Source organism: Micromonospora sp. B11E3 (assembly GCF_039871625.1).
In the GTDB taxonomy this organism is placed as follows: Bacteria; Actinomycetota; Actinomycetes; order Mycobacteriales; family Micromonosporaceae; genus Micromonospora.
Map to the genome: position 1 here is coordinate 139,105 of NZ_JBDPMC010000001.1, position 26,580 is coordinate 165,684.

Annotated in this window: 22 protein-coding genes and 1 pseudogene; 13 read left to right on the top strand and 10 right to left on the bottom strand. The window is 73.8% G+C overall.

The genetic code is table 11. From position 1 onward, the window contains the following. Positions 1-70 precede the first annotated feature (70 nt). From ABGB16_RS00640 to ABGB16_RS00660, 5 genes are all read left to right on the top strand, one after another. Positions 71-562 carry a MarR family winged helix-turn-helix transcriptional regulator gene (locus tag ABGB16_RS00640; protein WP_347665943.1) on the top strand — a complete coding sequence of 164 codons (492 nt, stop codon included), beginning with the start codon at positions 71-73 and terminating at the stop codon, positions 560-562. Then, on the top strand, positions 556-2,289 hold the full coding sequence (locus ABGB16_RS00645; RefSeq protein ID WP_347665944.1) for an ABC transporter ATP-binding protein: 1,734 nt from the start codon (positions 556-558) through the stop codon (positions 2,287-2,289). The genes ABGB16_RS00640 and ABGB16_RS00645 overlap by 7 nt, the downstream gene beginning before the upstream one ends. Next, complete coding sequence (locus tag ABGB16_RS00650) at positions 2,289-4,319, top strand: ABC transporter ATP-binding protein (RefSeq protein ID WP_347665945.1); 2,031 nt, start codon at positions 2,289-2,291, stop codon at positions 4,317-4,319. The genes ABGB16_RS00645 and ABGB16_RS00650 overlap by 1 nt, the downstream gene beginning before the upstream one ends. Before the next feature lie 950 nt (positions 4,320-5,269). Beyond that, the gene (locus ABGB16_RS00655) at positions 5,270-5,944 is read left to right on the top strand and encodes a DedA family protein (RefSeq protein WP_347665946.1); all 675 of its coding nucleotides are present in this window, start codon (positions 5,270-5,272) and stop codon (positions 5,942-5,944) included. 131 nt (positions 5,945-6,075) lie between these two features. Further along, on the top strand, positions 6,076-6,771 hold the full coding sequence (locus tag ABGB16_RS00660; protein ID WP_347665947.1) for a DUF998 domain-containing protein: 696 nt from the start codon (positions 6,076-6,078) through the stop codon (positions 6,769-6,771). On the opposite strand, the gene ABGB16_RS00665 is transcribed toward ABGB16_RS00660, so the two are convergent. Then, positions 6,749-8,149, bottom strand: a complete 1,401-nt coding sequence (locus ABGB16_RS00665; RefSeq protein WP_347665948.1) for an NAD(P)H-quinone dehydrogenase — start codon at positions 8,147-8,149, stop codon at positions 6,749-6,751. The genes ABGB16_RS00660 and ABGB16_RS00665 overlap by 23 nt on opposite strands. A gap of 106 nt (positions 8,150-8,255) precedes the next feature. Between ABGB16_RS00665 and ABGB16_RS00670 the strand changes: the two genes are divergently transcribed. Beyond that, positions 8,256-8,711, top strand: coding sequence for a gamma-glutamylcyclotransferase (locus ABGB16_RS00670; RefSeq protein ID WP_347665949.1), 456 nt, complete (start codon positions 8,256-8,258; stop codon positions 8,709-8,711). Between the two features lie 72 nt (positions 8,712-8,783). On the opposite strand, the gene ABGB16_RS00675 is transcribed toward ABGB16_RS00670, so the two are convergent. The 4 genes from ABGB16_RS00675 to ABGB16_RS00690 all read right to left on the bottom strand — a co-directional run bounded on the left by ABGB16_RS00675 (position 8,784) and on the right by ABGB16_RS00690 (position 12,415). Further along, a complete protein-coding gene (locus ABGB16_RS00675) occupies positions 8,784-9,746 on the bottom strand; it encodes a GNAT family N-acetyltransferase (protein WP_347665950.1) in 963 nt (320 codons plus the stop codon). Positions 9,747-9,992: 246 nt separating this feature from the next. Beyond that, the gene (locus ABGB16_RS00680; protein WP_347665951.1) at positions 9,993-10,742 is read right to left on the bottom strand and encodes a hypothetical protein; all 750 of its coding nucleotides are present in this window, start codon (positions 10,740-10,742) and stop codon (positions 9,993-9,995) included. A 6-nt stretch (positions 10,743-10,748) separates the two neighbouring features. Beyond that, complete coding sequence (locus ABGB16_RS00685) at positions 10,749-11,780, bottom strand: hypothetical protein (protein ID WP_347665952.1); 1,032 nt, start codon at positions 11,778-11,780, stop codon at positions 10,749-10,751. A gap of 5 nt (positions 11,781-11,785) precedes the next feature. Beyond that, positions 11,786-12,415 (bottom strand): MBL fold metallo-hydrolase, encoded by a 630-nt coding sequence (locus ABGB16_RS00690; protein ID WP_347665953.1) that lies wholly within the window; start codon positions 12,413-12,415, stop codon positions 11,786-11,788. Positions 12,416-12,570: 155 nt separating this feature from the next. Between ABGB16_RS00690 and ABGB16_RS00695 the strand changes: the two genes are divergently transcribed. Next, a complete protein-coding gene (locus ABGB16_RS00695) occupies positions 12,571-13,521 on the top strand; it encodes a DUF4349 domain-containing protein (RefSeq protein WP_347665954.1) in 951 nt (316 codons plus the stop codon). Here the strand turns inward: ABGB16_RS00695 and ABGB16_RS00700 are convergent. The 3 genes from ABGB16_RS00700 to ABGB16_RS00710 all read right to left on the bottom strand — a co-directional run bounded on the left by ABGB16_RS00700 (position 13,478) and on the right by ABGB16_RS00710 (position 16,785). Continuing rightward, positions 13,478-14,740, bottom strand: a complete 1,263-nt coding sequence (locus ABGB16_RS00700; protein WP_347665955.1) for an amidohydrolase — start codon at positions 14,738-14,740, stop codon at positions 13,478-13,480. The genes ABGB16_RS00695 and ABGB16_RS00700 overlap by 44 nt on opposite strands. Beyond that, entirely contained in the window at positions 14,737-14,859 is a 123-nt protein-coding gene (locus ABGB16_RS00705) for a hypothetical protein (protein ID WP_347665956.1), read from the bottom strand. The genes ABGB16_RS00700 and ABGB16_RS00705 overlap by 4 nt, the downstream gene beginning before the upstream one ends. Before the next feature lie 342 nt (positions 14,860-15,201). Next, positions 15,202-16,785, bottom strand: coding sequence for a methylmalonyl-CoA mutase family protein (locus ABGB16_RS00710; RefSeq protein WP_347665957.1), 1,584 nt, complete (start codon positions 16,783-16,785; stop codon positions 15,202-15,204). Between the two features lie 198 nt (positions 16,786-16,983). On the opposite strand from ABGB16_RS00710, the gene ABGB16_RS00715 reads away from it, so the two are divergent. Beyond that, the gene (locus tag ABGB16_RS00715) at positions 16,984-19,218 is read left to right on the top strand and encodes a protein kinase (RefSeq protein WP_347665958.1); all 2,235 of its coding nucleotides are present in this window, start codon (positions 16,984-16,986) and stop codon (positions 19,216-19,218) included. A gap of 67 nt (positions 19,219-19,285) precedes the next feature. Beyond that, entirely contained in the window at positions 19,286-20,956 is a 1,671-nt protein-coding gene (locus tag ABGB16_RS00720; RefSeq protein WP_347665959.1) for a phospho-sugar mutase, read from the top strand. A 244-nt stretch (positions 20,957-21,200) separates the two neighbouring features. On the opposite strand, the gene ABGB16_RS00725 is transcribed toward ABGB16_RS00720, so the two are convergent. Continuing rightward, positions 21,201-21,878 carry a GPP34 family phosphoprotein gene (locus tag ABGB16_RS00725; protein WP_347665960.1) on the bottom strand — a complete coding sequence of 226 codons (678 nt, stop codon included), beginning with the start codon at positions 21,876-21,878 and terminating at the stop codon, positions 21,201-21,203. 101 nt (positions 21,879-21,979) lie between these two features. After that, positions 21,980-22,612, bottom strand: coding sequence for a uracil phosphoribosyltransferase (gene upp / locus ABGB16_RS00730; protein ID WP_347665961.1), 633 nt, complete (start codon positions 22,610-22,612; stop codon positions 21,980-21,982). 142 nt (positions 22,613-22,754) lie between these two features. On the opposite strand from upp, the gene deoC reads away from it, so the two are divergent. The 4 genes and pseudogenes from deoC to ABGB16_RS00750 form a co-directional block, all read left to right on the top strand. Next, a complete protein-coding gene (deoC, locus tag ABGB16_RS00735) occupies positions 22,755-23,744 on the top strand; it encodes a deoxyribose-phosphate aldolase (RefSeq protein WP_347665962.1) in 990 nt (329 codons plus the stop codon). Between the two features lie 5 nt (positions 23,745-23,749). Then, positions 23,750-25,180 carry an aldehyde dehydrogenase family protein gene (locus tag ABGB16_RS00740; protein WP_347665963.1) on the top strand — a complete coding sequence of 477 codons (1,431 nt, stop codon included), beginning with the start codon at positions 23,750-23,752 and terminating at the stop codon, positions 25,178-25,180. After that, on the top strand, positions 25,173-25,997 hold the full coding sequence (locus ABGB16_RS00745; RefSeq protein WP_347665964.1) for an aldehyde dehydrogenase family protein: 825 nt from the start codon (positions 25,173-25,175) through the stop codon (positions 25,995-25,997). Before ABGB16_RS00740 ends, ABGB16_RS00745 begins: the two co-directional genes overlap by 8 nt. A 205-nt stretch (positions 25,998-26,202) precedes the next feature. Continuing rightward, positions 26,203-26,553 (top strand): annotated as a pseudogene (locus ABGB16_RS00750) (BlaI/MecI/CopY family transcriptional regulator); the annotation flags it as partial. Between the last annotated feature and the right edge of the window lie 27 nt (positions 26,554-26,580).

Consider the following 26,580-nt stretch of genomic DNA (forward strand, 5'->3'; position numbering starts at 1 on the left):
TTGCGCAGGGCGGGGATTTCACGGGCGGCCCGGGGAAATTCGTTTGGCCCCTTACTTTCAGGGAGCTAACGTGGAGCGCGTGAATCTGGTCTGCCTGGACGACGTGCCGCTCGGTCGCCTGCTGGCCATCGCCGGCCACGTGGTGGGCCAGCGGTGGAACCGCTACCTCGCGGAGGAACACGGCCTCACCCAGGCCGGCATGGCCACCCTGATGACCCTCGCCCGGTTCGGCGAGCTGCCGCACCGGGCGGTCGCCGAGCTCTGCTTCGTCCGCCCGGCGACCCTGACGGGCATCGTCGACACACTCGAGCGCGACGGCCTCGTCGAGCGCCGGCGCGACGAGGCGGACCGGCGCAGCATACGCCTGGCCCTGACCCCCGCCGGCCGGGAGCGGGTCGCGGCGGTCACCACGATCATCCATTCCGGCAGGCCGCTCACCTCGGTCGACGCCGACCCGGCGAAGGCGGCCGTGATCCGGGAGTTCCTGCTCGAAATCATCAGCCTGGGAGAGGAGCCGCACGTGACGATGCCCGAGGCGAGACCGGAGGGGCCAGCGTGCTGATCCGGCTGCTCCGCGCCTTCCTGCCCCCGTACCGCCGGGCCCTCACGGCGGTGGTGGTGTTCCAGTTCGTCGGCACGATGGCCTCGCTGTACCTGCCGAGCCTCAACGCCGACATCATCGACCAGGGCGTGACCCGCGGCGACACCGGCTACATCCTGCGGACCGGCGGCTGGATGCTGCTGGTCAGCCTCGTGCAGATCGCCTGCTCGATCGCGGCGGTCTACCTCGGCGCGCGGACGGCGATGGGGTTCGGTCGGGACGTCCGGGCGGCGGTCTTCGGGCACGTCAACCGCTTCTCCGCCCGCGAGGTGTCCCGCTTCGGCGCGCCCTCGTTGATCACTCGCAACACGAACGACGTGCAGCAGGTGCAGATGCTCGTGCTGATGAGCTGCACCATGCTCGTCGCCGCGCCGATCATGAGCGTCGGCGGCGTGGTGATGGCGCTGCGCGAGGACGTCGGGCTCTCCTGGCTGATGCTGGTCTGCGTACCGGTGCTGGCGATCGGGCTGGGGCTGATCATCCGTCGGATGGTGCCCGGGTTCCGGCTGATGCAGACCCGCATCGACACCGTCAACCGGGTGCTGCGCGAGCAGATCACCGGCATCCGGGTGGTCCGGGCGTTCGTCCGGGAGCCGTACGAGACGGAGCGCTTCGGTCGCGCGAACGCCGACCTCACCGCGACCGCCCTGCGCACCGGCCGGCTGATGGCCCTGATCTTCCCGGTGGTGATGCTGGTCCTCAACGTCTCCAGCGTCGCCGTGCTGTGGTTCGGCGCGGAACGGGTCGACGCCGGCCAGATCCAGGTCGGCGCGCTCACCGCCTTCCTGCAGTACCTGATGCAGATCCTGATGGCGGTCATGATGGCCACCTTCATGCTGATGATGGTGCCGCGCGCCGCGGTCTGCGCCGAGCGGATCGTCGAGGTGCTGGACACGGAGTCGTCGGTGGTGCCGGCGGCACGTCCGGTGACCGAGGTGGCCGCGCGGGGCGAGCTGGAGCTGCGCGACGTGCGGTTCCAGTACCCGGGGGCGAGCGCGCCGGTGCTGCACGACATCTCGTTCCGGGCCACGGCCGGGCGCACCACGGCGATCATCGGCAGCACCGGCGCCGGCAAGACCACACTGCTGTCGCTGATCCCCCGGCTGGTGGACACCACCTCGGGCACCGTGCTGGTCGACGGGGTGGACGTCCGTGACCTGGCCCCGGACGAGCTGTGGCGGCGGATCGGGCTGGTGCCGCAGCGGCCGTACCTGTTCAGCGGCACGGTCGCCAGCAACCTGCGCTACGGCAACCCGGACGCCACGGACGAGGAGCTCTGGGCGGCCCTGGAGATCGCCCAGGCCCGCGACTTCGTCGCCGCGATGCCCGGCGGGCTGGACGCCCCGATCGCGCAGGGCGGCACGAACGTCTCCGGCGGGCAGCGGCAGCGCCTGGCGATCGCCCGGGCCCTGGTCCGCCGGCCGGAGATCTACCTCTTCGACGACTCGTTCTCGGCGCTCGACCTCGGCACCGACGCCCGACTCCGCGCGGCGCTGCGGCCGGTCACCGCGGACGCGGCGGTGGTGATCGTGGCCCAGCGGGTCTCCACGATCGTCGACGCCGACCAGATCATCGTGCTCGAGGACGGGGGCATCGTCGGGATGGGCCGACACGCCGAACTACTGGAGAGCTGCCCGACGTACGCGGAGATCGTCGCCTCGCAGCAGACCGCGGAGGTGGCAGCCTGATGACCGCCGTACCTGAGCAGAAGCGCGCCCCGGAGGCGGCGGCGACGCCGAAGCGACTGCCGCCCGGCGGCCAGCGCGGCGGCCCGCCCTGGATGGGCGCCGGCATGCCGGCGGAGAAGTCGCTGAACTTCGGGCCGTCCGCCCGCCGGCTGCTGGGCCGGCTGCGACCGCACCGGCTCCAGCTCGTCGTCGTCATCGGCCTGGCCGTGGTCAGCGTCGGGCTCAGCGTGTACGGGCCGAAGGTGCTCGGCCGCGCCACCGACCTCATCTTCAGCGGGGTGATCGGCCGGCGGCTGCCCGCCGGGACCACCGTCGAGCAGGCCGTCGCGGCGGCCCGGGCGAACGGCAACGACAACTTCGCCGACATGCTCGCCAGGATGGACGTGGTGCCCGGGGTCGGCATCGACTTCGCCGCGCTGGGGCGGGTGCTGCTGCTCGCGCTCGGGCTCTACCTGGCCGCGAGCCTGCTGATGTGGTGGCAGGGCTGGCTGCTCAACGGCATCGTGCAGCGCACGGTGCTGCGGCTGCGCGCCGACGTGGAGGACAAGCTCAACCGGCTGCCGTTGCCGTACTTCGACCGGCAGCCCCGCGGCGAGCTGCTCAGCCGGGTCACCAACGACATCGACAACATCTCGCAGACCCTCCAGCAGACGCTGAGCCAGCTGCTCACGTCGCTGCTCACCGTGGTCGGCGTGCTCGCCATGATGTTCTGGATCTCGCCGCTGCTGGCGCTGGTCGCCCTGGTCGCGGTGCCGCTGTCGGTGATCGTGACCGGGCAGATCGCGAAGCGGTCGCAGCGGAAGTTCATCGCCCAGTGGGCGCACACCGGCGAGCTGAACGGCCAGATCGAGGAGGCGTTCACCGGCCATGAGCTGGTCAAGGTCTTCGGCCGGCAGCGGGAGGTCGAGGCGGCCTTCCACGCCAAGAACGAGGAGCTGTTCCGGGCCAGCTTCGGCGCCCAGTTCATCTCCGGGATCATCATGCCGGCGATGATGTTCGTCGGGAACCTCAGCTACGTCGCGATCGCCGTGGTCGGCGGCCTGCGGGTGGCGTCCGGGTCGATGAGCCTCGGCGACGTGCAGGCGTTCATCCAGTACTCCCGGCAGTTCACCCAGCCGCTGACCCAGGTGGCCTCGATGGCGAACCTGCTCCAGTCCGGGGTGGCCTCCGCCGAGCGGGTGTTCGCGGTGCTCGACGCCGACGAGCAGAGCCCGGACCCGGCCGTGCCCGCGCGGGTGACCGACCCGCACGGCCGGGTCGAGTTCGAGCACGTCTCCTTCCGGTACGAGCCGGACAAGCCGCTGATCGAGGATCTGTCCCTGGTCGCCGAGCCGGGGCACACCGTGGCGATCGTCGGCCCGACCGGCGCGGGCAAGACCACCCTGGTCAACCTGATCATGCGGTTCTACGAGCTGGACGCCGGCCGGATCACCCTCGACGGCGTCGACGTCACCACCCTGGCCCGGGACGACCTGCGCGGCCGGATCGGCATGGTGCTCCAGGACACCTGGCTGTTCGGGGGCACCATCCGGGACAACATCGCGTACGGCCGGCCGGGCGCCACCGAGGAGGAGATCGTCGCCGCTGCCCGGGCCACGTTCGTGGACCGGTTCGTGCGCAGCCTCCCCGACGGCTACGACACGGTGATCGACGAGGAGGGCAGCAACGTCAGCGCCGGCGAGAAGCAGCTCATCACGATCGCCCGGGCGTTCCTGGCCGATCCGTCGCTGCTCATCCTGGACGAGGCCACCAGCTCGGTGGACACCCGCACGGAGGTGCTGCTCCAGCGGGCGATGGCGGCGCTGCGCTCGGACCGCACCAGCTTCGTCATCGCCCACCGGCTGTCCACCATCCGCGACGCCGACCTGATCCTGATGATGGAGAACGGCCGGATCGTGGAGCAGGGCACCCACGAGCAGCTCCTCGCGGCGAAGGGGCCGTACCACCACCTCTACCAGTCCCAGTTCAGCCAGTCCGCGATCCCCGAGGCGGGGCCGGACCCGGCCGCCGTCGAGCCCGCGTCCGTGTAGGGCGGGCATGACCGGGGGCCGAGGGTCGGCGACGAACAGCTCCAGCTCCCGGCCGAGCCTGCGGTGGTCGATCATGTCGCTCTCCCTCGGGTACGACCCGGAGGCGACCTGAGCCGGAACGCCGCGAGGCCCCGGAGCGGATCGCCCCGGGGCCTCGGTGACGGTGACGTCAGCGCGGCGCGCCGGGGTGCCCCGGCGTCGTGGTCCGTACCGCGCTGCGCATGGGGAGACGGTAGGCGGACGGCGGGGGTGACGCGCATCCGGTTTCCGCGCCGACAAGGCCGCCGCGCCTGCCGGCCAGCCGAGACCGGGTCATCGTCCGACGGTAGCCGGACGGTCACCTTTCGCAATTGGCTCCCCTGTGGTTGCATCGATGCACTACGGTCCATGGACATGATCCCGCCCCTCGACCCACGACGGGCCTCCTCCCCTCCGGGAGGTTTCCATGCACAGAGGCGGACATGTCGAGCCGCTTCGTCCACGCCGAGGAGTTCTCGACATTCGAAGAACCGCTCTGCCAGGTGGGAGCGCCGGGAGGCGGGCCGGTAACGCGAACGCAGCGTATCCGACCTGCTCACCCAACATGCCGCAGCGTGATCGCGGGCCGAAGAGGGGCGGGCGGCCGACACGGGACCTGCCGGCCGCCCGCGGCGGCCCGGTCGTCGGGAACGGGGGGCCCGACGCGCTCGGGGCCGCGCGCCGACAACGGTACGCGCACGCAGGCCGATCCGCCGCCCGCCACCGTCCGGAAGCCGAGGTCACGGGCCGGATGGCGGCCGGTCGTGGGGGCGGACACCTGCCGCGTCGTCACCTTTCGTCGCTTCGTTTCGTTCCTTCCTGGTGGCCCCGCCGTGTGCGTAGTCACCACCGGCCAGGGGCGGCCCCGGCGACGCCGGACCCGCCGTCAGGCTCGGTTCACCCGATCAGCCGGACCCGGCGAGGTGGCAGTGGTGCCCGAACTTCTCACTGACGTCACGTCACCGCTGTGGGCGTACCTGGCGCTGCTCGGGCTGCTGGTCGTCGACGCGTTCGTGCCCGTCATCCCCACCCAGGCCCTGATGATCACCGTCGGGGCGCTCACCGTGTACGGCGGGCTGAGCCTGCCGCTGGCGATCGCGGTCGGCGCGCTCGGCGTGTTCGCCGGCGACCTCGCCTGCTACCTGCTGGGCCGCAGCGCGCCGGACTGCCGCCGGTCCCGGCAGGCCGAGCCGAGCCGCGCCCGCCGGGTGGCCTACCGCGTCACCCGGGGCCTGAGCCGCCCCGGCCCGCTGGTCATCCTGCTGTGCCGCTTCGTGCCCGGTGGCCGGATGGCGGCCTGCTTCGCCGCCGGGCGCAGCCGGTACCCGTACCGGCTGTTCCTCGCCTACGAGGCGGTGGCGGCGGGCAGTTGGGCGACGTACGGGGCGCTGGTCGGGCACCTGGGCGGGATGGCCCTGACCGAGTCGGCCTGGCGGCTGCTGGTGGTGGCGGCGATCGCGGCGACCGGGTTCGCCGCCGCCGGGTGGGCGATGACCGCGATCAGCGCCCGTAACGCCGGCACGGAGGCCGGGACCGAGGTTCGGGTCGGGGCCGACCAGCCGGCGCACCCCGGCTCATCCTCGCGTGTCCCCACCGACGGCGCATGAGCTGTCCGTACGCCCGGAACATCCACCTCGACGTCGCCTGGCAGCGCCACAGCCGGTAGGGGAGGTCCCGGGGCCGGGGATGGGTGGCCGTCCCGGATCCGTTTCGGGCGGCCCAGGCGACAGGCTGGGGCATGCCCGAGAGCCGGACGTGCGGACTGTTGGCCCTCGGCGGGATCGCCCTGGCGACGGTGCTCGCCGTGCTCGGCCACCTCGAAGTGAACGACGATCTGAACCCGTGGTCGCTGACCGTCAGCGACTTCGCCGTCTCCGACCGGGGCGGCGTCATCGACGTGGCCATGACGGTCCTCGCCGCCGCTACGGCGCTGCTGATCCGGGCCCTCTGGCGTACCGGACCGGGGCCCGACGCCGGCGGGTCGCGGCCCGGCGACAACGGTCCGGGGCCGGCCGGCGGGGGATCGTCCGGGCGGGCCGGACGGCGGCGCGTCGCCGGGATGTTCCTGGCCGCCTGGACCGCCGGCCTGGTCACCGCCGCCGTGGTGCCCACCAACGAGCCCGGCCTGCCGATGGACACCGCGGCCTACCTGCACCGGTACGCCTCGGTGGTCGCCTTCCTCGCACTGCCGGCCGCCGGCTGGCTGCTCGCCGGACTGCTGGGCGGCGGTGCCGGCGGCTGGGTGCGCGGATTCGCCCTGGCCAGCCTGCTGCTGGCCGGGGCGATGGTCTGGTCCGCCTATCCCGGCGAGCGCATGCTCATCGGGCTCGCCGAACGCCTGCTCATCCTCGCGGAGGTCGCCCTGCTCGGGGTGCTGGCGGCGAGCCTGGCCCGCCGACCGGCGCGGGAGATCACTCCAGTTCGTGGAGCATGAGCTGGCGGGCGGCCTCCGTGATCGAGCCGGACAGGCTCGGGTAGATGGTGATGGTCTGCGCCAACTCGTTGACCGTGAGGTTGTTCTCCACCGCCATCGTGATGGGCAGGATCAGCTCGCTGGCCTTCGGGGCCACCACCACGCCGCCGACCACCTGGCCGCTCGCCGGCCGGCAGAAGAGCTTGACGAACCCGTCGGCGAGGTCGTCCATCTTCGCCCGGGCGTTCCCCGACAGCGGCAGCATCACCTGCCGGGCGGGCACCTTGCCGGCGTCCACCTCGTTCTGGGAGACCCCGACCGTGGCCAGCTCCGGGTCGGTGAAGACGTTCGCCGCGACCGTACGCAGCCGCAGCGGCCGGACGGCCTCGCCGAGCGCGTGCCACATGGCGATCCGCCCCTGCATGGCGGCGACGCTGGCCAGCGGCAGCACGCCCGTGCAGTCGCCGGCGGCGTAGATGCCGGGCACGTTGGTCCGGGACACCCGGTCCACGTTGACGTAGCCGCCCCGGGCCAGCTCGACGCCGTACTCGGCGAGGCCCAGGCCGGTGGTGTTGGGGATCGAGCCGACGGCGATCAGCGCGTGCGAGCCGTACACCTTGCGGCCGTCGGACAGCTCGACCTCGACGCCGGTGGGCGAGCGGCGGACCGCCTCCGCGCGGGAGTTGTTGAGGATGCTCATGCCCCGGGAGCGGAAGACCCGCTCGATGGCCATGGCCGCGTCGGCGTCCTCGTGCGGCATCACCCGGTCCCGGCTGGAGACCAGGGTGACCTCGACTCCCATGGCCAGGTACGCGCTGGCGAACTCGGCGCCGGTGACCCCGGAGCCGACCACGATGAGATGCTCGGGCAGCTCGGGCAGGTCGTACACCTGGCGCCAGGTCAGGATGCGTTCCCCGTCGGGTACGGCGGTGGGGAGCTGGCGTGGGGTGGCGCCGGTGGCGATCAGCACGGTGGACGCGTCGATCGGGTACTCCGCGCCCTCGGCCGGCGTGACGATCACGCGGTGGGTGTGGCCGAGCCTGTCCTCGCCCATCCGGGCGGTGCCGGGGACGAACGTGACGCCGGCCTTCACCAGCTTGGCGTGGATGTCGGCGGACTGGGCCAGCGCGAGCCGCTTCACCCGTTCGTGCACCGCCCGGGCGTCGACGGTGACCGCCTCCAGCCCGTCGGAGTGCACCCCGAACTCCTCGGTGTCCCGGTACCCGGTGACCACCTCCGAGCTGGCGATGAAGGTCTTGGACGGGACGCAGTCGGAGAGCACGCAGGCGCCCCCCGCGCCGTCCGCCTCCACCACGGTGACATCAGCGTCCAGCTGGGCGGCGACCAGGGCCGCCTCGTACCCGGCCGGCCCCCCGCCGATGATCACGATCTGGCTCACAGCGCCCGCCCCTCGTCCATGCTCACAGTGACTTTCTTCTCCCGAACGCGTCCGACACGCACCGTCGTATTCTCCCCCACCCGTCCGCCGGGCTATCGTCATCGCCGTGCGTCATTACGCCGCCTACGGCTCAAACCTGGACCCTGCCCGGATGCGCGCCTACTGTCCGCATTCGCCGATGGTGGGCATCGGCTGGCTGGAAGGCTGGCGCCTCACCTTCGCGGGCGAGGGCACGATGGGCTGGGAGGGCGCGGTCAGCACCGTCGTCGAGTCCCCGGGGGACCGGGTGTTCGTCGCGCTGTACGACATCCACCCGTACGACGCCGCCCAGCTCGACGAGATCGAGGGGGTGACCGCCGGGACGTACCGCAAGCTGCACGTCCGGGTCTCCACCCTCGACGGGGACGTGACCGCCTGGGTCTACGTCTTCGACGGCTACGAGGGCGGTCTGCCGACGTCGTGGTACCTGTCGGAGATCGCGACCGCGGCCGAGAAGGCGGGCGCGCCCGCCGACTACGTCGGCGAGCTGCGGTCCCGGCCCACCGGCACCGCGTCGGCGTAGCGCGTCTCCCACGCCCCCAGTCTGCGCCGTCGGCGCGGCGGGCGGGCCGGCACCCCCGTGCCGGGTCGCCTGTCACACACCCGTGGCCGCGACCGTCCGCTCGTACACGTCGATCCAGTGCAGCTCCCGCAGCCCCACGGAGCGGTAGAGGTTGACCGGGACGGTCGGGTTGGCCAGGTCGACGCCGAGGCCGGCGGCGGCGCGGCCCTTCGCGGCGTACGTGGCGAAGGCCCGGCGCAGCAGCGCCGCGCCCACCCCGCGCCGCCGGTACGCCGGCAGCACCGACAGCGTGCGCACCCAGCCCATGTCCTGCTCCAGCGCCTGGTCCGAGGACTGGAGGGCACCCGCCGGCTCCCCGTCGACCTCGGCGACGAACCACTCGTCCCAGACCTTGCCGGACGACGGGATCAGCTCCCGCCACGCCTCGAAGTCGAGCGGCTCGTAGTCCGGGGTGTCCCGGAACGCGGTGTCGTAGATGCGGTGGAACAGCCGCAGGTCGGCCTCGTCGCCGGCGCGCAGCGGCCGGACGCTCACCCCGGGCGGGGGCGCCGGCTCGGCGGTCAGGTCCGCGAGGGAGCGGCTCATCCGCACGTACCGCTTGACCCGGATGAATCCGGCCTCGGCCAGTTCGGCCGCCCAGCGGGTCTCCGGGGCGCAGACCCCGCAGCGGACGGTCAACGCCGCCAGCCCGCGCTCGGCGGCCCGCTCGGCGACCCGGTCGAGCTGCCGGGCCAGCAGCGGGGCGCGCAGGTCCGCCCCGCGCTCGGGGTCGACCAGGACGTCGACGAACTCCCGGCCGATCCCGGTCGGGTTGTTCAGGATCGCCCAGGCGACCGCGACCCCGTCCGGGTCGGTGACCAGCCAGGAGTCCCGGGCCGGATCGAGGAAGGGTGCGGTGAGCGCCGCCCTCACGTCCTCGGCGTCGAAGTCGGGGTGGCCGATCGCGAAGGTGTCGGCGGCGTGCACGACGGCCAGGATCGCCGGCACGTCGTCGAGGGTGGGGCGGCGGGCGGTCCAGCCGGCGGGGAGAGTCACGGGGCGATCCTGGCAGCCGACCCCGGTCCGCGCCGCTGATTTTCCGCCCGCGCCGCGCCGCGTCGCTTGCGGCGGCGACCCGCGGTGGCGCTCGCGTCCGGCGGCGGTACTCGGCGACGGCTCGCGTCCGGCGGCGGTACTCGGCGACGACTCGCATCCGGCGGCGGTACTCGGCGACGACTCGCATCCGGCGGCGGCGCTCGACGGCACCGGCGGTGAGCGGGGTGTCCCGCCATACCGCAGGCGTCAGGAAGGGACTCTTGCCTGCACCTCGGCGCGGACGGCGGCGAGCAACTCCAGCAGCTCCGCGCCCTCACCGGGGACGAGGGCGCGGAACGCGGCCGAGGCCAGCCGGTCGGTCACCGCCTCCGCCCAGAGCCGGCGGCGCACCAGCGGGGCGACCCGCGGGTACGGCGGCGGCCAGCCGCACGCCAGCGCGCCCGCCTCGCCCTCCGGCCCGGCCAGCACCGCCTCCAGCGGGGTCATCCCACCGGCCCGCACCGCCAGCAGGTACGCCCCGGCGAAGTGCTCGCGCAACAGCAGCAGGCCGACGGCGGCGCGGGCGCCCGGGGAGCCGTCGGGGACCGGCATGGCCCGCCAGGCGGCGAAGAGCGGCATGGCGCTGTCGTCCGCCGCGTCGACCACCCGGTGCAGCAGCCCGGCCAGCCGGGTCACCCCCGGGAGCTCGGCCAGGTGCTGGACGCCCCACCGGCAGCACTCGGCGAGGTTCGCCGTCGCCACCTCGGCCGGGCGTACCACCCGGGTCGCGGCGTCCCAGCCGTCGGCGACCGCGTCGGGCGCGACGAAGCCGAGGGCGGCGGCCACCGTGGGCGCCCGGACGTCGCCGAGCGCCCCCGCCCGGCCGGTGATGTAGAAGGCCCAGCCCGAGATACCGAGCAGGCGGGCCCGGCGCAGGGTGCCCGGGCAGCGGCTGAACGCCTCCCCGAGTTCCAGCACGTACGGCTTGCTCGCGGCGGCGAGCTGCTCCGGCGTCATCGTCAGTCAGTCTGCACCGCCGTCGCCGCCGACGGCAGCCCCCTCTTCGGCGTCGAGCGCCTCGATGGCCCCCTCGACCTCGCCGGCGCGGCGCCTGGCGGTGGTGACCGCCCGCTCCGCCGAGCGCCGGGCCAGCTTCCGCCGGCTCAGCTCCTGCTCGGCCTCGGCCCGGCGGCGCTCCAGCTCGGCCAGGGAGCGCTCGATGTCGGCCAGTTCCTCCGCGCCGTCGCGCTCGGCGCCCGCGGCGGTGGCCAGCTCCGCCTCGGCCCGCTCCTGCTCGGTACGCGCCTTCGTCAGCTCCCGTTCCAGCGCCCGGCGCTGCCGCGCCCGCTCGGCCCGGGCCGCCCGTTCCGCCGCCCGCTCGTCGCGTTCCCGCCGCGCCCGGTCCCGTTCGGCGGCGCGGTCCCGTTCGGCGGCGGCCTCGCGTGCGGCGGCAGGCTTCCGTTTGGCGGTGGGCTCCCGTTCGGCGGCGGGCTCCCGTTCGATGGGGCGGCCCCGCCGGGGGGCCGGTGCGGGCTCCTCGCCGCCGGTGACCAGGCGCAGCTGGGGACGGGGCACCTCACCGAAGCCGGCGTAGCTGGCGGCCCGCAGCAGCCGGCCGGACCGCACCTGCCCGGCCACCTCGGCGTCGGCCAGCGCGGCGTTGAGGGTGGCCTCCACCTCGGCCAGCGGCAGCTTCCCGGCCGGCGGGCCGCCGTCGGCCTCGGCGGCCAGGTGACGCACCTCGGCGACGAGCGCGGCGACCACCGCACGCCGCTGGGCGGACAGCTCCCGCAGCCGGGGGCCGCGCAGGTCGCGCTGGGCCGCGCGCAGCGCCTCGGCGAGCTGGGCCAGGTCGGCGACCAGCTCGGGGCGGCGGATGGCGAGCAGGTTGACCAGCCACGCCGCCACGGTCGGCCGGCGCAGCCCGGCGATCTCCCGGGCGGCGGCCGGATCGCCGGCCCGTCGGGCCTCGGCGACGGCGGCGTCCCGGGTGGCGACGAACCGGTCCGGCGGCTCGGCGTACAGGCGCCGGACCAGGTCCTGAGGGGGTGGCACCTCGGTCAGACGACGAACCGGCTGCCCGGCTCGAGGCGCTGGTACTCCGTTTTGGACAGGGCGGCGTACTGACGGTTGTAGACGGCGAAGCCGTTGTCGTTGAGCAGCGCGTCGTGCAGGGCGTACGCGCGGCGCGGGGCGACGGCCCGGATGAAGTCGAGCACCTCGGAGAACTTGCACCAGGGGGCGTGGATGGGCGCGAAGAGGGTGTCCACCGGCGTGTCCTCGGGCACCACGAGGGAGTCACCCGGGTGGTAGACGGCGTCGTTGATCAGGTAGCCGATGTTGTCGATCACCGGGATGTCGGGGTGGATGACGGCGTGCCGCCCACCGTACGCGCGCACCGGAACGCCGGCCGCGGTGAACGACTGGCCGGGGGTGACCGGGTCCAGCGCCTCGGCCGCGTCGCCGAGGACGCCGGCCAGCGACGCCGGGCCGTGGACGCGGAACGGCCGGCGGTCGAGCTGCCGCGTGATCGCCTCGGCGTTCACGTGGTCGGGGTGCTCGTGGGTGATCAGCACCGCGTCCGCCCCGTCCAGCGCCGCCGGGTCGCTGAACACGCCGGGGTCGACGACGAGCACTCCCCCGTCGTGCTCGACGCGGAGGCAGGAGTGGGCGTACTTGGTGACCTGCATCGTGACTCCTGGGTTGTCGAATCGTGACGTCCTCAGCGCAGTCTGCCGGAACCGGCGCGACGGCGCGTCACGTCTGACGTATCGCCCCGACGGCCGCCAGGCCCACGGGAAACCCGACGGCCGCCAGGCCCACGGGAAAGACGATCGGAGCAGGGATGGACGGACGGAACAGACGCACGCTGCTGGCCGCGCTGGGGTTGGCGGCCATGCTGGCGATGGGCGGGTGCAGTGGATTCCGCGGGGACTCGAACGCTGAGGACTCCGCGGCGGTGGCGCCGGCGGGCAAGCCGGGGACCGGCCAGCAGGCGGCGGGCGGCGCGGACGCGAAGGCCGGCGCCGGCGGCGGCTCGCCGGACCTGCGGGTCGACCAGCGGTCGATCATCTACACGGGAACGATGCGGGTCGCCGTGGACGACGTGGACGCCGCCGCCCGCGCGGCCGTCGACCGGGTGACCGGGGCGGGCGGCTTCGTCGGCGGCGACGAGCGGCGCAGCGGGGGCGCCGACGCCCGGGCGGAGCTGACGCTGCGCGTGCCGGCCGACCGCTTCGCCGGCGTGCTGGAGGACCTGGCGAGGCTCGGCCGGCAGCAGCAACGTTCGGTACGCACCGAGGACGTGACCGAGGAGACGATCGACCTCGACGCCCGGATCGCCACCCAGCGCGCCCGGGTGGAGAGCGGCCGCAAGCTGCTGGCCCGGGCGACCTCGATCGGCGACCTGGTGACGCTGGAGGGCGAGGTGGCCCGGCGGGAGGCGGACCTCGCCTCGCTGGAGGCGAAGAAGCGCCGCCTGGCCGACCTCACGGCGCTGTCCACGATCACGCTCACCCTCGTCGGGCCGGAGGTGGGCGGCGCGGACGAGGAGCCCGGCACGGGCTTCCTGGCCGGCCTGCGCGGCGGCTGGAACGCCCTCGTGGCCTCGGTGAACGTCCTGCTGACCGTGCTCGGCGCGATACTGCCCTTCGCGGTGCCGGTGGCCTTGGTGGTGGCGGTGCTGCTGCGGCTGCGCCGCCGCGGGCGGGCGCCGGCCGCGCAGCCGGCGGCCGGCGTCAGCCCCGGGGCCGTCAGCGAGCCGCCGCCAGTGCCCGCAGCGCGGTCTGCACCATGACCCGGACGCCGGCCGGGATCGCCCGCTCGTCCACGTCGAACGAGGCGCGGTGCAGGTCGACGTTCGGGCCGGACCGGCCGACGCCGAGGCGGGCCAGCGCGCCGGGGACGTACTCCAGGTACCAGGAGAAGTCCTCGCCGCCCATGCTCTGCGGGGTCTCCGCGACGCCGTCGGGGCCGAGCGCGGCGGCGGTGGCGGCGGTCAGCACCTGGATGGCCCTGGCGTCGTTGGTCACCGGCGGCCGGCCACGCAGGTACTCCAGGTCGACGGTGGCGCCGGTGGGGGCGATGACGTCGCGGACCACCTGAGCGACGATCTTGGGCGCCTGCTCCCAGGTGTCGCGGTCCATCACCCGCAGGGTGCCGGAGGCGCTCGCCTCGGACGGGATGACGTTGTACCGGGTGCCGGCCGCGGCCTGGCCGAACACCAGCAGCAGCCCGCTGTTGGCCGGCACCCGGCGGCCGACCAGGGCGGGCACCTCGGTGACCAGCCGGCCCAGCGCGTCGACCAGGTCGACGGTCAGGTGCGGGCGGGCGGTGTGTCCGCCCGGGCCGGTGAGCCGGACGGTGACGTTGTCGGCGGCGGCGGTGATCGGGCCGACCCGCAGGCCGATCCGGCCGACCGGCTGGTTGGGGTCGCAGTGCAGGGCGAAGATCTGCACCACGTCGTCCAGGCCGCCGGCCTCGATGACCTCCAGCGAGCCGCAGGGCAGGATCTCCTCGGCCGGCTGGAAGATCAGCCGGACCCGGCCGTCCAGCTCGCCGAGGTCGGCGAGCTGGGCCAGCAGCATGCCGACGCCGAGCATGACGGTGGTGTGCACGTCGTGGCCGCAGGCGTGGCACACGCCGTCCTTCGTGGACCGGTACGGCACATTCTTGACGTCGGTCAGCGGCAGCGCGTCGATGTCGGCGCGGAGCGCGACCACCGGGCCGTCCGGGCGCCCGTCGATGTCGCAGATGACGCCGTTGCCCTTGGGCAGCAGCCGCGGGTTCAGGCCGGCGAGCGACAGCTCGCGCCCGATCAGGGCGGCGGTCTCGAACTCCTCGCCGGAGAGCTCCGGGTGGGAGTGGATGTGCCGACGGGTGGCGATGAGGCGGGGTAGCCGGAGATCGAGCAGGTCGTCGAGCCCGAAGGGCAGGGGCTGGGCCCCGGACGGGGCCTCGGACCAGGGGGACGACTCCAACAGGCCGCTGGTCGGCCGCGTCAACGCACTCGTCACGTCGAATTCTCGATCACTAGAAATGGATGGATCTTCGGGCAGAACAGCAGACAGCCTAGACCTCCGACGGTGACGTTGCGCACCATCATTTTCGTGACGGTTGGGAGGCGCAGCGTCACGAATGTCCAGGCTCGAGGCCTCCAAGATCTGCGGGACAGCAGGTAGATCGCGGTCGAATGCCATCATCTGCCCCACCTCCTACAACGCGTAACCGATTCGCGGTCACGAAGTCGCCGTCGACCCGGGGCCGTCGTTCCGAATTGTCGCATTAGTCGCGTCAATTAACGGCCGCTCGGACAATTAACCGACCACCACGAGCGGCCGTACGACTCCCGACGGTGACACGGCGGGGCGCCGCGCTCCCGCACACGCTGTCCGTCCCGGTCACCCTGTCCGTCCCCGGTCACCCGGACGGCTTACCCACCGTTCCGGGACCGCACACGGCGCGGGCGGGAGACCGGTCAGAAACGGTCACTGGGACGGTAGGTGCCCCAGACCTGGCGCAGGGTGCCGCAGACCTCCCCGACCGTGGCCCGGGCGCGCAGGGCCTCCTTCATCGGGTGGAGCACGTTCTGCGTGCCCTCGGCGGCGACGCGCAGCTCGGCCAGGGCCCGCTCGACCGCGCCCGCGGCGCGCTCCGCGCGCAGCTTGGCCAGCCGCTCGGCCTGGGCCGCCTCGATCGCCGGATCCACCCGCAGCGGCTCGTACGGCTCGTCGGCGTCGACGGTGAACCGGTTGAGGCCCACCACCACCCGCTCGCCCGAGTCGATCTGCTGGGCGATCCGGTACGCCGACTGCTCGATCTCCCGCTTCTGGAAGCCGGCCTCGATCGCGTCCACCGCCGAGCCGTGCTCGAAGACCCGGGCCATCAGCCCGTCGACCGCCGACTCGATCTCGGCCGTCATCGCCTCCACCACGTACGACCCGGCGAACGGGTCGACGGTGGCGGTCAGGTCCGTCTCGTACGCGAGCACCTGCTGGGTGCGCAGCGCGAGCCGGGCGGCCTTCTCCGTCGGCAGCGCGATCGCCTCGTCGAAGCTGTTCGTGTGCAGCGACTGGGTGCCGCCGAGCACCGCGGCCAGCCCCTGGACCGCCACCCGGACCAGGTTCACCTCGGGCTGCTGGGCGGTGAGCTGCACGCCCGCCGTCTGGGTGTGGAACCGCAGCATCATCGACTTCGGGTCCTTCGCCCCGAACTCGTCGCGCATCAGCCGGGCCCAGATCCGCCGGGCGGCGCGGAACTTCGCCACCTCCTCCAGCAGGGTCGTGCGGGCCACGAAGAAGAACGACAGCCGGGGCGCGAAGTCGTCCACGGCCAGCCCGGCCGCCAGCGCCGCGCGGACGTACTCGACGCCGTTGGCCAGCGTGAACGCGATCTCCTGCGCGGGGCTCGCGCCCGCCTCGGCCATGTGGTAGCCGGAGATGGAGATGGTGTTCCACTTCGGCACCTCGCCGCGGCAGTACGCGAAGGTGTCCGCCACCAGCCGCAGGGAGGGCTTCGGCGGGAAGATGTACGTCCCCCGCGCGATGTACTCCTTCAGGATGTCGTTCTGGATCGTGCCGTTGAGCGCCGCGCCCGGCACCCCGGACTCCTCCGCGACGAGCTGGTAGAGCAGGAGCAGCACCGACCCCGGCGCGTTGATCGTCATCGAGGTGGAGACCTTGTCCAGCGGGATGCCGTCGAAGAGCACCCGCATGTCCTCGATGGAGTCGATGGCCACCCCGACCTTGCCCACCTCGCCGTGCGCGATCGGGTCGTCGGAGTCGTACCCCATCTGGGTCGGCAGGTCGAAGGCGACGGACAGGCCCATCGTGCCGGCGCGCAGCAGCTGGTGGTAGCGCGCGTTGGACTCGGCGGCCGTGCCGAATCCGGCGTACTGGCGCATGGTCCACGGCCGGGAGGTGTACATGGTGGGGTAGACCCCACGCGTGTACGGGAATTTCCCCGGGTCGCCGAGCCTGGCGTCCAGGTCCGCGGGCAGGTCGGCCGCCGTGTAGACGCCCTCGATCGGGAAGCCGGACTCGCTTGACCGCCGTTCGCTCATCCCCGGATGGTAGGACGCGTCGAGACATCGACGGGTGAGGGATTCGGCACACCCCGGGCGCGGCCCGGGGTGAACGGCCGGGCACGTACTGTCGAGTACGGTAAAGGTCCGCCGCGTCGGGTTTCGCATCGGGCGTCGGAACCAGCAAGATAGAGGGGTTGTGTCCCAGCCCCCTCGACTTCCCCCGGTGGCTTTTCTGTGACTCAGATCCCGACGTGGAGCGGCGGAGCGGCCAGCCCACCCCACGGACGCGCGGCACCCGGAACCACCATCGGTGACCGGTACTCGCTCCGGTCCCCGGTGGGCAACGGCGGCATGGGCACGGTCTGGCGTGCCACAGACACCCTGTTGCGGCGCGACGTGGCGGTCAAGGAGGTCGTCCTCCCGCCCGGGCTCGCCCCCAGCGACCGCGACGCGATGTACGAGCGCACCCTGCGCGAGGCCCGCGCCGCCGCGGCCATCCAGCACCCGGCCGTGGTCCAGGTGTACGACGTGGTCACCGAGGGTGGCCGGCCCTGGATCGTGATGGAGCTGCTGGACGCCCGCAGCCTCGCCGACATGGTGATCGAGGACGGGCCGGTCGCGCCCCGCGCGGTCGCCAAGATCGGCATCGCCCTGCTCGGCGCGCTGGAGGTGGCGCACGCGATCGGCGTGCTGCACCGCGACGTGAAGCCGGCCAACGTGCTGATCTGCACCGACGGCCGGTGCGTCCTGACCGACTTCGGCGTGGCCCGGATGCCCACCGACGTGCAGCTCACCACGCCGGGGATGGTGCTCGGCTCGCCGCACTTCATCTCCCCCGAGCGGGCCATGGGCCAGGACTTCGGGCCGCCGAGCGACCTCTTCTCCCTCGGCGTGACGCTGTACACGGCGGTCGAGGGGCGGCCCCCGTTCGACCGGGGCGACCCGATCGAGACCATGCACGCCGTGGTGGAGGACCCGCCGGCCACCCCGCAGCGCAGCGGCCCGCTGACCCGGGTGCTGATGGGTCTGCTGGAGAAGGACCCGGCCCGCCGGCTCGACGTGCACACCGCCCGCGCCATGCTGCGCGAACTGCTGGCCGGCCCGCTGACCAGCACCGCCACGGCGGTCAACTCGGTCACCGACCCGTACGCCGTGGTGCCGGTGCAGCCGCGGCCGGTCGCCGTCCCGCCGCCCCCCGCCGCCGCCGAGCCCAAGCCGACCGGCAAGATCGGCGGCCGGGCGATGCTCGGCCCCGGCGAGTCGCTGACCGACCGGCTGGCCGCGCTGCGCCGGGGCGAGCAGCCGAAGACCACCGCCGCCACCGCCACCGCCGGGCTCGACGACACCAGCGCCGACGCGCTCGCCGGCCCGCTGAGCACCCCGACCGGGGCCATGCCCGCGCCGGCGGCCCTGCCGGCGGCGCCCGCCCTGCCGAAGCCGCCCGCCGGCCGGACGTACGGCGGCGGATCGGAGACCACCCAGCGGGTGGACGCCACCGCCGCGCCGGAGGCCACCCAGCGGGTCACGTACGGCTCCCCGGAGGCCACCCAGCGCGTGCACGGCGCCGCGCCCGACACCACCCAGCGCGTGCCGTACGGCAACGCGCCCGAGGTCACCCAGCGCGTCCCGTACGGCGGTGCGCCCGACGCCACCCAGCGGGTCCCCTTCGGCCCCCGGCCGGACGCCACCCAGCCCGTGCCGGGGTACCCGGGCGCGCCTGAGGCGACCCAGCCGGTCGGGGCGTACGGCGCGGGCCCGTGGGCGGTGCCCGGCACCGGCCAGCCGTGGACGGTCCCGGCCCCCGCGCCCGCCCCGACCGGGGGCGGCGCGCTCGGCGGGGTACGCCGGGCCGGCGGCCAGCTCGTCACCACCGTCAAGGGCTGGCCGCGCAAGGCGCAGTTGGCCGCGGCCGGCGGCCTGGCCGCGCTGCTGCTGATCGGCGCGGTCGTCCTGTTCAGCGGCGGCGACCCGGAGACGCCGGCGCCCCCGCAGGCCCAGCCGACCGCACCGGCCGGGCCCGGGGTAGAGATGCAGGAGCACTCGACCAAGGGCATCACGGTGCGGGTCCCCAAGGGGTGGGAGCGCAAGAGCGCCGGCGGCGTGTGGGTCGACTTCGTCGACCCGGAGGACAGCGGGCGCAAGGTGCGCATCCTCGCCGAGAAGTGGAGCGGCACGTCGATGAGCTGGGCCGAGACCGCCGCCCGTGGTCTCCAGGGCAACTTCAGCTCCTGCAAGAAGCCGTACAACCAGATCGCGATGAGCGAGCAGGAGCTGGCCGGGCAGGTGGCGGCCGAGTTCGAGTACACCTGCGGCGAGGGCGACACCATGCGCCACGGTGTGTGGCGCGGGGTGGTCCACGACGGCAGGGTCTACTCGTTCTACCTCTCCGCCACGCACGCCCGGTTCGCCGAGAGCAAGCCGATCTTCGATGAGATGGTGAAGTCCTTCCAGCTCAACGGGGCCAACTGAGGACATCGAGCCGGCCGGATCAAGGCCGACGGGGCGTGGTGATCCGCCGCCGTGCTATCAAGTGGCAATGGCGGCGGAAACCACTGACATCGACGACATTCGCGCGCGGGCCCAGCGGTGGCTCGACGACGACCCGGACCCGGCCACCCGCGAGGAGCTGCGGGCGGTGCTCGACCGGCTGCCGGCGAGCGCGCCCGAGCTGGCCGACCGGTTCGCCGGGCCGCTGACCTTCGGCACCGCCGGGCTGCGCGGGCCACTGCGCGCCGGCCCGAACGGGATGAACCTCGCCGTGGTCACCCAGGCCGCGGCCGGGCTGGTCGGCTGGCTCGCCGCCCAGGGCGCCACCGGCCCGCTGGTGATCGGGTACGACGCCCGGCACGGCTCCCGGGAGTTCGCCGAGCGCACCGCCCAGGTCGCCACCGGCGCGGGGCGGCCGGCGCTGCTGCTGCCCCGCCCGCTGCCCACGCCCGTGCTGGCGTACGCGGTGCGGCACCTGGACGCGGCGGCGGGCGTGATGGTGACCGCGAGCCACAACCCGCCGCAGGACAACGGCTACAAGGTCTACCTCGGCGCGCAGCTCGGCGGGGCGCTGGGCGCGGGCGCGCAGATCGTGCCGCCGGCCGACGCCGAAATCGAGGCGGCCATCCGGGCGGTCGGTCCGCTGGCCCAGGTGCCGCTCGGCCCCGCCGGCCAGGTGCTCGGCGACGACCTGGTGGTCTCGTACGTCGACCGGGCCGCCGCCGTGGTCTCCCCCGACGGGCCGCGTGACCTGTCGGTGGCGTACACGCCGCTGCACGGCGTGGGCGCGGCGGTGCTGGCCGCCGCCTTCGTGCGGGCCGGGTTCGCGGTCCCCGGGGTGGTGCCCGAGCAGGCGGAGCCGGACGCGGCGTTCCCGACCGTCTCCTTCCCCAACCCCGAGGAGCCGGGCGCGGTGGACCTGCTGGTGGCGCTCGCCGAGCGGACCGGCGCGGACATCGCCGTCGCGAACGACCCGGACGCGGACCGCTGCGCGGTGGCGGTACGCGACGCCGCGGCCGGCGGATGGCGGATGCTGCGCGGGGACGAGGTGGGCGTGCTGCTCGCCGACCACCTGATGCGCCGGGGCGTCAAGGGCCTGTACGCCACCACGATCGTGTCGTCGTCCCTGCTGCCGGCGATGTGCGCGGCCCGCGGCCTGCCGTACGACGAGACGCTGACCGGGTTCAAGTGGATCGTCCGGGCCGGTGGTGGCGCGGAGCCGCTGGTGTACGGCTACGAGGAGGCGCTCGGCTACTGCGTCGCCCCCGACCACGTCCGGGACAAGGACGGCATCACGGCCGCGCTGACCGTCGCCGAGCTGGCCGCCGACCTGAAGGCGCGGGGGCGCACGCTCACCGACCGGCTGGACGAGCTGGCCGCCGAGTTCGGGGTGCACCACACCGACCAACTCTCGGTGCGGGTGGACGACCTGCGGGTGATCGCCGACGCGATGGCCCGGGTGCGGGCGGCCACCCCGACCCAGCTGCTCGGCCGGCCGGTGACCGAGACGCGGGACCTGCTGCCCGGGGCGGACGTGGTGATCCTGCGGACCGGGGCGGCCCGGGTGGTGATCCGGCCGTCGGGCACGGAGCCGAAGCTGAAGGCGTACCTGGAGGTGGTGGAGCCGGTCGCGGACGGCGACGTGGCCGCGGCCCGGACCCGCGCGGCCGCCGCCGTCGCGGCGCTGCGTGCCGAGACGGCCGCCGCCCTCGGCCTCTGAACCCAGACGGCCAGGGCGCGGCCGACGCAATCACGCGGAGTGATGACGCCCTGCGCCCCGACCCACCTCCTGCGGGCCCTTTGCTCTGCACCCGCCGAGGCGGCGGTCACCGTACGTGGCCGTCGCGCGGACGGGTGCAGAGCAAAGGGGCCAGAGCGAGTGGTGGGTGGTCGGGCAGACCCGCGCCGGGACCGGCGCTGGCGCGAGCGCGTTCCCGGGCTCGCGCCCCGGCCCCGGTGGGCGGTCAGACGCGCTTGCCGATGGCGGCGTCGATCGCCTTGCCCAGGGCGGCGACGACGAGGCTGACGGACGGGCGGACCACCGAGTCGTCCAGGCTGACGGTGCCGGAGAAGCCGGCGCCGCCGGCGATCTCCTCCAGCCGGACGTGCGCGTCCCGGGCCGCGTCGCCGGCCAACCCGAGCGCCGGCTCCATCCGCAGCACCGCCACCAGCGTGGCCAGCGCGGCGGTCCGCTCGTCGGGGACCTGCCCGCCGGCCAGCGCCTCGGCCAGCCGGCCGCGGGTGTCCGCCTCCACCGCCGCGTCCGCCAGGGGGTAACGGTGCACGTGGATGAACCCCAGCTCGGTCTCGTCGATGTCCCGCACCACGCCCCTGCCGACGAGGTCGCCGAGGATGCGGTCGCGCAGGCCGTGGCGCAGCCGCTGCACCCAGGAGGAGGGGCTGTGCGGGGTGTCGGCGGCGATCCGGGCCAGCACGTCGTCGAGGATCGGCTCACCGGTGGGGGTGGGGTCGGTGGCCGCCAGGTTCCCCTCGGCGTACGCGATCCGGCCGGCCAGGGCCAGCTCGATCAGGACCGCGGCGGCCATTCCCAGGTCGAGGCTGATCCGCGGCATGGTCGCCTTGCCGGATTCGTCGTCATAGGCGAGGAGCAGCAGCTCTTCGGCCAGCGCAACACCAGTCATGGCCCGAGACGGTAGCGCCTGACCGCACCTCCGCGCGCCCTGACCCGCCCGGGGAAGAGGCGCGCCCGCGGGCCGCCCCGGACGGGGGCGGCCCGCCGGGGTCAGAAACGGGGCATTCCGCCGAACTGACGGTCGCCGGCGTCGCCGAGGCCGGGCACGATGAACATCTTGTCGTTGAGGCCCTCGTCGATCGAGGCGGTGACCAGACGCAGCGGCAGCCCGGACCGCTCCAGCCGTTCGATGGCCAGCGGCGCCACCAGCACGCAGAGCACGGTGATGTCGGTGCAGCCCCGGTCGGCGAGCAACCGGCAGCAGTGCTCGAGCGAGCCACCGGTGGCGACCATCGGCTCCAGGACCAGCACCGGCAGGCCGCTCAGGTCGCGGGGCAGCGACTCCATGTACGCGCGCGGGGCGAACGTCTCCTCGTCCCGGGCCAGGCCGACGAAGCCCATGGAGGACTCGGGCAGCAGGCCGAGCGCGGCGTCGGCCATGCCGAGACCGGCCCGCAGCACCGGCACGAGCAGCGGCGGGTTCGCCAGCCGGGTGCCCAGGGTGTCGGTCACCGGGGTCCGCACCGGGTACTTCTCGACGGGGAAGGAGCGCGCCGCCTCGTACACCAGCATGGTGGTGAGTTCGTGCAGCGCCGCCCGGAACGACGAGGAGTCGGTGCGCGCGTCCCGCATGGCGGTCAGCCGGGACTGGGCGAGCGGGTGGTCAATGACGTGTACGTCCACGATCGCCCAACCTACCGAACCGTCCGCGCGGGCGGCGCGGGAGCGGCGGACCGGCGACACCGCCCACCAGGCGGACCGCCGGCCCGGACACCGACGACAGTGACAGTTATCACTGAGCTGACGGATGCGTAGACTCCGGGACATGACGGCGACAGCGACGTCGGCCCGGTCGGACCTCTCCGAGCTGGGACGATCCGAGACCGCTCTGCGGACCTTCCTGAACGGCCTGCCGGGCGTGGACCAGGTCGGCGCGGAGCAGCGGGCGGCGCAGCTCAGCACCCGCTCCATCAAGACCACGGCCAAGGCCCAGGCGATCGATCTGGCGATCCGGATGGTCGACCTGACGACCCTGGAGGGGGCGGACACCCCCGGCAAGGTGCAAGCGCTCGCGGCCAAGGCGCTGCGCCCCGACCCCGCCGACCCGTCCTGCCCGCACGTCGGCGCCGTCTGCGTCTACCCGGCGATGGTCCCGCACGTGGCCGAGGTGCTGCGGGGCACGGGCGTGCACCTGGCCAGCGTGGCGACGGCCTTCCCCTCGGGCCAGGCGCCGCTGGAGGTCAAGCTCGCCGACACCCGGGCCGCCGTCGCCGACGGCGCGGACGAGATCGACATGGTGATCAACCGGGGCGCCTTCCTCGCCGGCCGCTACAAGGAGGTCTTCGACGAGATCGTCGCGGTCAAGGAGGCGTGCGGCGGTGCTGATGCCGGTCGCCAGGGGCGACCGCGAGCCCACCTCAAGGTGATCCTGGAGACCGGCGAGCTGGCCACGTACGACAACGTGCGGCGGGCCTCCTGGCTGGCCATGCTGGCCGGCGGCGACTTCATCAAGACCTCCACCGGCAAGGTCCCCGTGGCGGCCACCATGCCGGTGACGCTGGTGATGCTGGAGGCGGTCCGGGACTTCCGCGCCGCCACCGGGCGGCAGGTCGGCGTGAAGCCGGCCGGCGGCATCCGCACCAGCAAGGACGCGATCAGGTACCTGGTGATGGTCAACGAGACCGTCGGCGCGGACTGGCTCGACCCGAACTGGTTCCGGTTCGGCGCGTCCAGCCTGCTCAACGACCTGCTCATGCAGCGCACCAAGCTGAAGACCGGCGTCTACTCCGGTCCCGACTACTTCACCCTGGACTGAGAGCGATGTTCGAATACGCGCCCGCCCCCGAGTCCCGCTCGGTGGTGGACATCAAGCCCTCGTACGGGCTGTTCATCGACGGGAAGTTCGTCGACCCGACCGACGGCGGCAACTTCAAGTCGGTCAACCCGGCCACCGAGGAGGTGCTGGCGGAGGTCGCCGAGGCCGACGCGGAGGACGTGGACCGCGCCGTCCGCGCCGCCCGCCGGGCGTACGAGAAGGTCTGGGGCCCGATGCCGGGCCGGGACCGGGCCAAGTACCTGTACCGGATCGCCCGGATCATCCAGGAGCGCTCGCGCGAGCTGGCGGTGCTGGAGTCGCTGGACAACGGCAAGCCGATCAAGGAGTCGCGGGACATCGACATCCCGCTCGTCGCCGCGTACTTCTTCTACTACGCCGGGTGGGCCGACAAGCTCGAGCACGCCGGCTTCGGCCCGGACCCGCGGCCGCTCGGCGTGGCCGCCCAGGTCATCCCGTGGAACTTCCCGCTGATGATGCTGTCCTGGAAGATCGCCCCGGCGCTGGCCGCCGGCAACACGGTGGTGCTGAAGCCGGCCGAGACCACCCCGCTGACCGCGCTGCTCTTCGCCGAGATCTGCCAGCAGGCCGACCTGCCCGCCGGCGTGGTCAACATCGTCACCGGCGCCGGCGACACCGGCCGGACGCTGGTCGAGCACCCGGGCGTGGACAAGGTCGCCTTCACCGGCTCCACCGAGGTCGGGCGGGGCATCGCCCGGTCGGTCGCCGGCACCCGCAAGAAGCTCACGCTGGAGTTGGGCGGCAAGGCCGCCAACATCGTCTTCGACGACGCCCCGGTCGACCAGGCGGTCGAGGGAATCGTCAACGGCATCTTCTTCAACCAGGGGCACGTCTGCTGCGCCGGCTCCCGCCTGCTGGTCCAGGAGTCGGTGGCCGACGTGGTGCTGGAGTCGCTGAAGCGCCGGATGGCCCAGCTTCGGGTCGGCGACCCGCTGGACAAGAACACCGACATCGGGGCGATCAACTCGGCCGTCCAGCTCGCCCGGATCCGGGAGCTGTCCGAGGCCGGCTCCGCCGAGGGCGCCGAGCGCTGGTCACCCGCGTGCGAACTGCCCGACCGGGGCTTCTGGTTCGCGCCGACCATCTTCACCGGGGTCACCCAGGCGCACCGGATCGCCCGGGAGGAGATCTTCGGTCCGGTGCTGTCCGTGCTGACCTTCCGCACCCCGGCCGAGGCCATCGAGAAGGCCAACAACACGCCGTTCGGGCTGTCGGCCGGGATCTGGACCGAGAAGGGCTCCCGCATCCTGTGGATGGCCGACCGGCTGCGCGCCGGCGTCGTCTGGGCGAACACGTTCAACAAGTTCGACCCCGCCTCGCCGTTCGGCGGCTACAAGGAGTCGGGCTACGGTCGCGAGGGCGGCCGGCACGGGCTGGAGGCGTACCTCAATGTCTGAGCGCGTCGCGGTACGCAAGACGTACAAGCTCTTCATCGGCGGGAAGTTCCCGCGCAGCGAGTCGGGACGGTCGTACATCGTGCAGGACTCCAACGTCGTACTGGCCTCGCGCAAGGACGCGCGCGACGCCGTCGTCGCCGCCCGGGCCGCCGTGCAGGGCTGGGCCGGGGCGACCGCGTACAACCGGGGGCAGATCCTGTACCGGGTCGCCGAGATGCTGGAGGGCCGCCGCGAGCAGTTCGTGGCCCTCGGCGTGCCGGGCGAGGAGGTGGACGCGGCGACCGACCGCTGGGTCTGGTACGCCGGGTGGTCCGACAAGCTCTCCCAGGTGTACGGCGGCGCGAACCCGGTCGCCGGTCCGTACTTCAACCTGTCCGACCCGGAGCCGACCGGGGTGGTGGCCGTGGTGGCCCCGGAACGGCCGGCGCTGCTCGGCCTGGTCAGCGTGATCGCGCCGGCGATCGTCACCGGCAACACGGTCGTGGTGGCCGCCTCGCCGGCGCAGCCCCTGGCGGCGGTGACGCTGGCCGAGGTGCTGGCCACGTCCGACCTGCCCGGCGGCGTGGTGAACATCCTGACCGGCCGGCTCACGGACACGGTGCCGACGCTGGCCGGGCACATGGACGTCAACGCGATCGACCTGACCGGGGTGGCCGACGCCGAGCTGGCGAAGGAGCTGGAGGTCCGGGCGGCGGAGAACCTGAAGCGGGTGCTCCGGCCCGCCCCGGCCGACCACGACTGGACGGCCGACCCGGGCCTGACCCGGATGACGTCGCTGCTGGAGACGAAGACGGTCTGGCACCCCAAGGGGGTTTGATCGTCCCTGGCCTTGGGGGTTTCCGGGGAGCCCCGCCCGCTCGGGGCGGGGTTTCCGGGGGAGCCCACCCGCTCCGGGCGGTCAGGCTTGATCCCTCCGCGGGCGGGCTCCCCCGGAAACCCTCGGTGGGCGCTGTCCGCCCGGGTGGTCATAGCAGGGGTGCTGCCCTGGGAATCGGGTCTACTACGCGGGGTAGGATTGTGTCGTGACTCGGCTGGGGGATCTTGAGCGTGCGGTGATGGACGTGCTGTGGGACAAGGTCCCGGCCACGTCGGACGGGGCGACCGTACGCGAGGTCGCCGACGCGCTGGACGGCCGCGAGCTGGCGTACACGACGGTGATGACCGTGCTGGACCGGCTCGCCGGCAAGGGCATGGTGCAGCGCCAGCGGGAGGGGCGGGCCTGGCGCTACCGGGCCGCGGCCAGCCGCGAGGCGCACATCGCCCAGCTCATGCTCGACGCCCTCGAGCTGGGCGGCAGCCGGGACGCGGCGCTGGTGCGCTTCGCCCGCTCGGTGAGCGGGACCGAGGCCGACGTGCTGCGGGCCGCCCTGGCCGACGAGGCGACGGACCGGTAGGGCGGG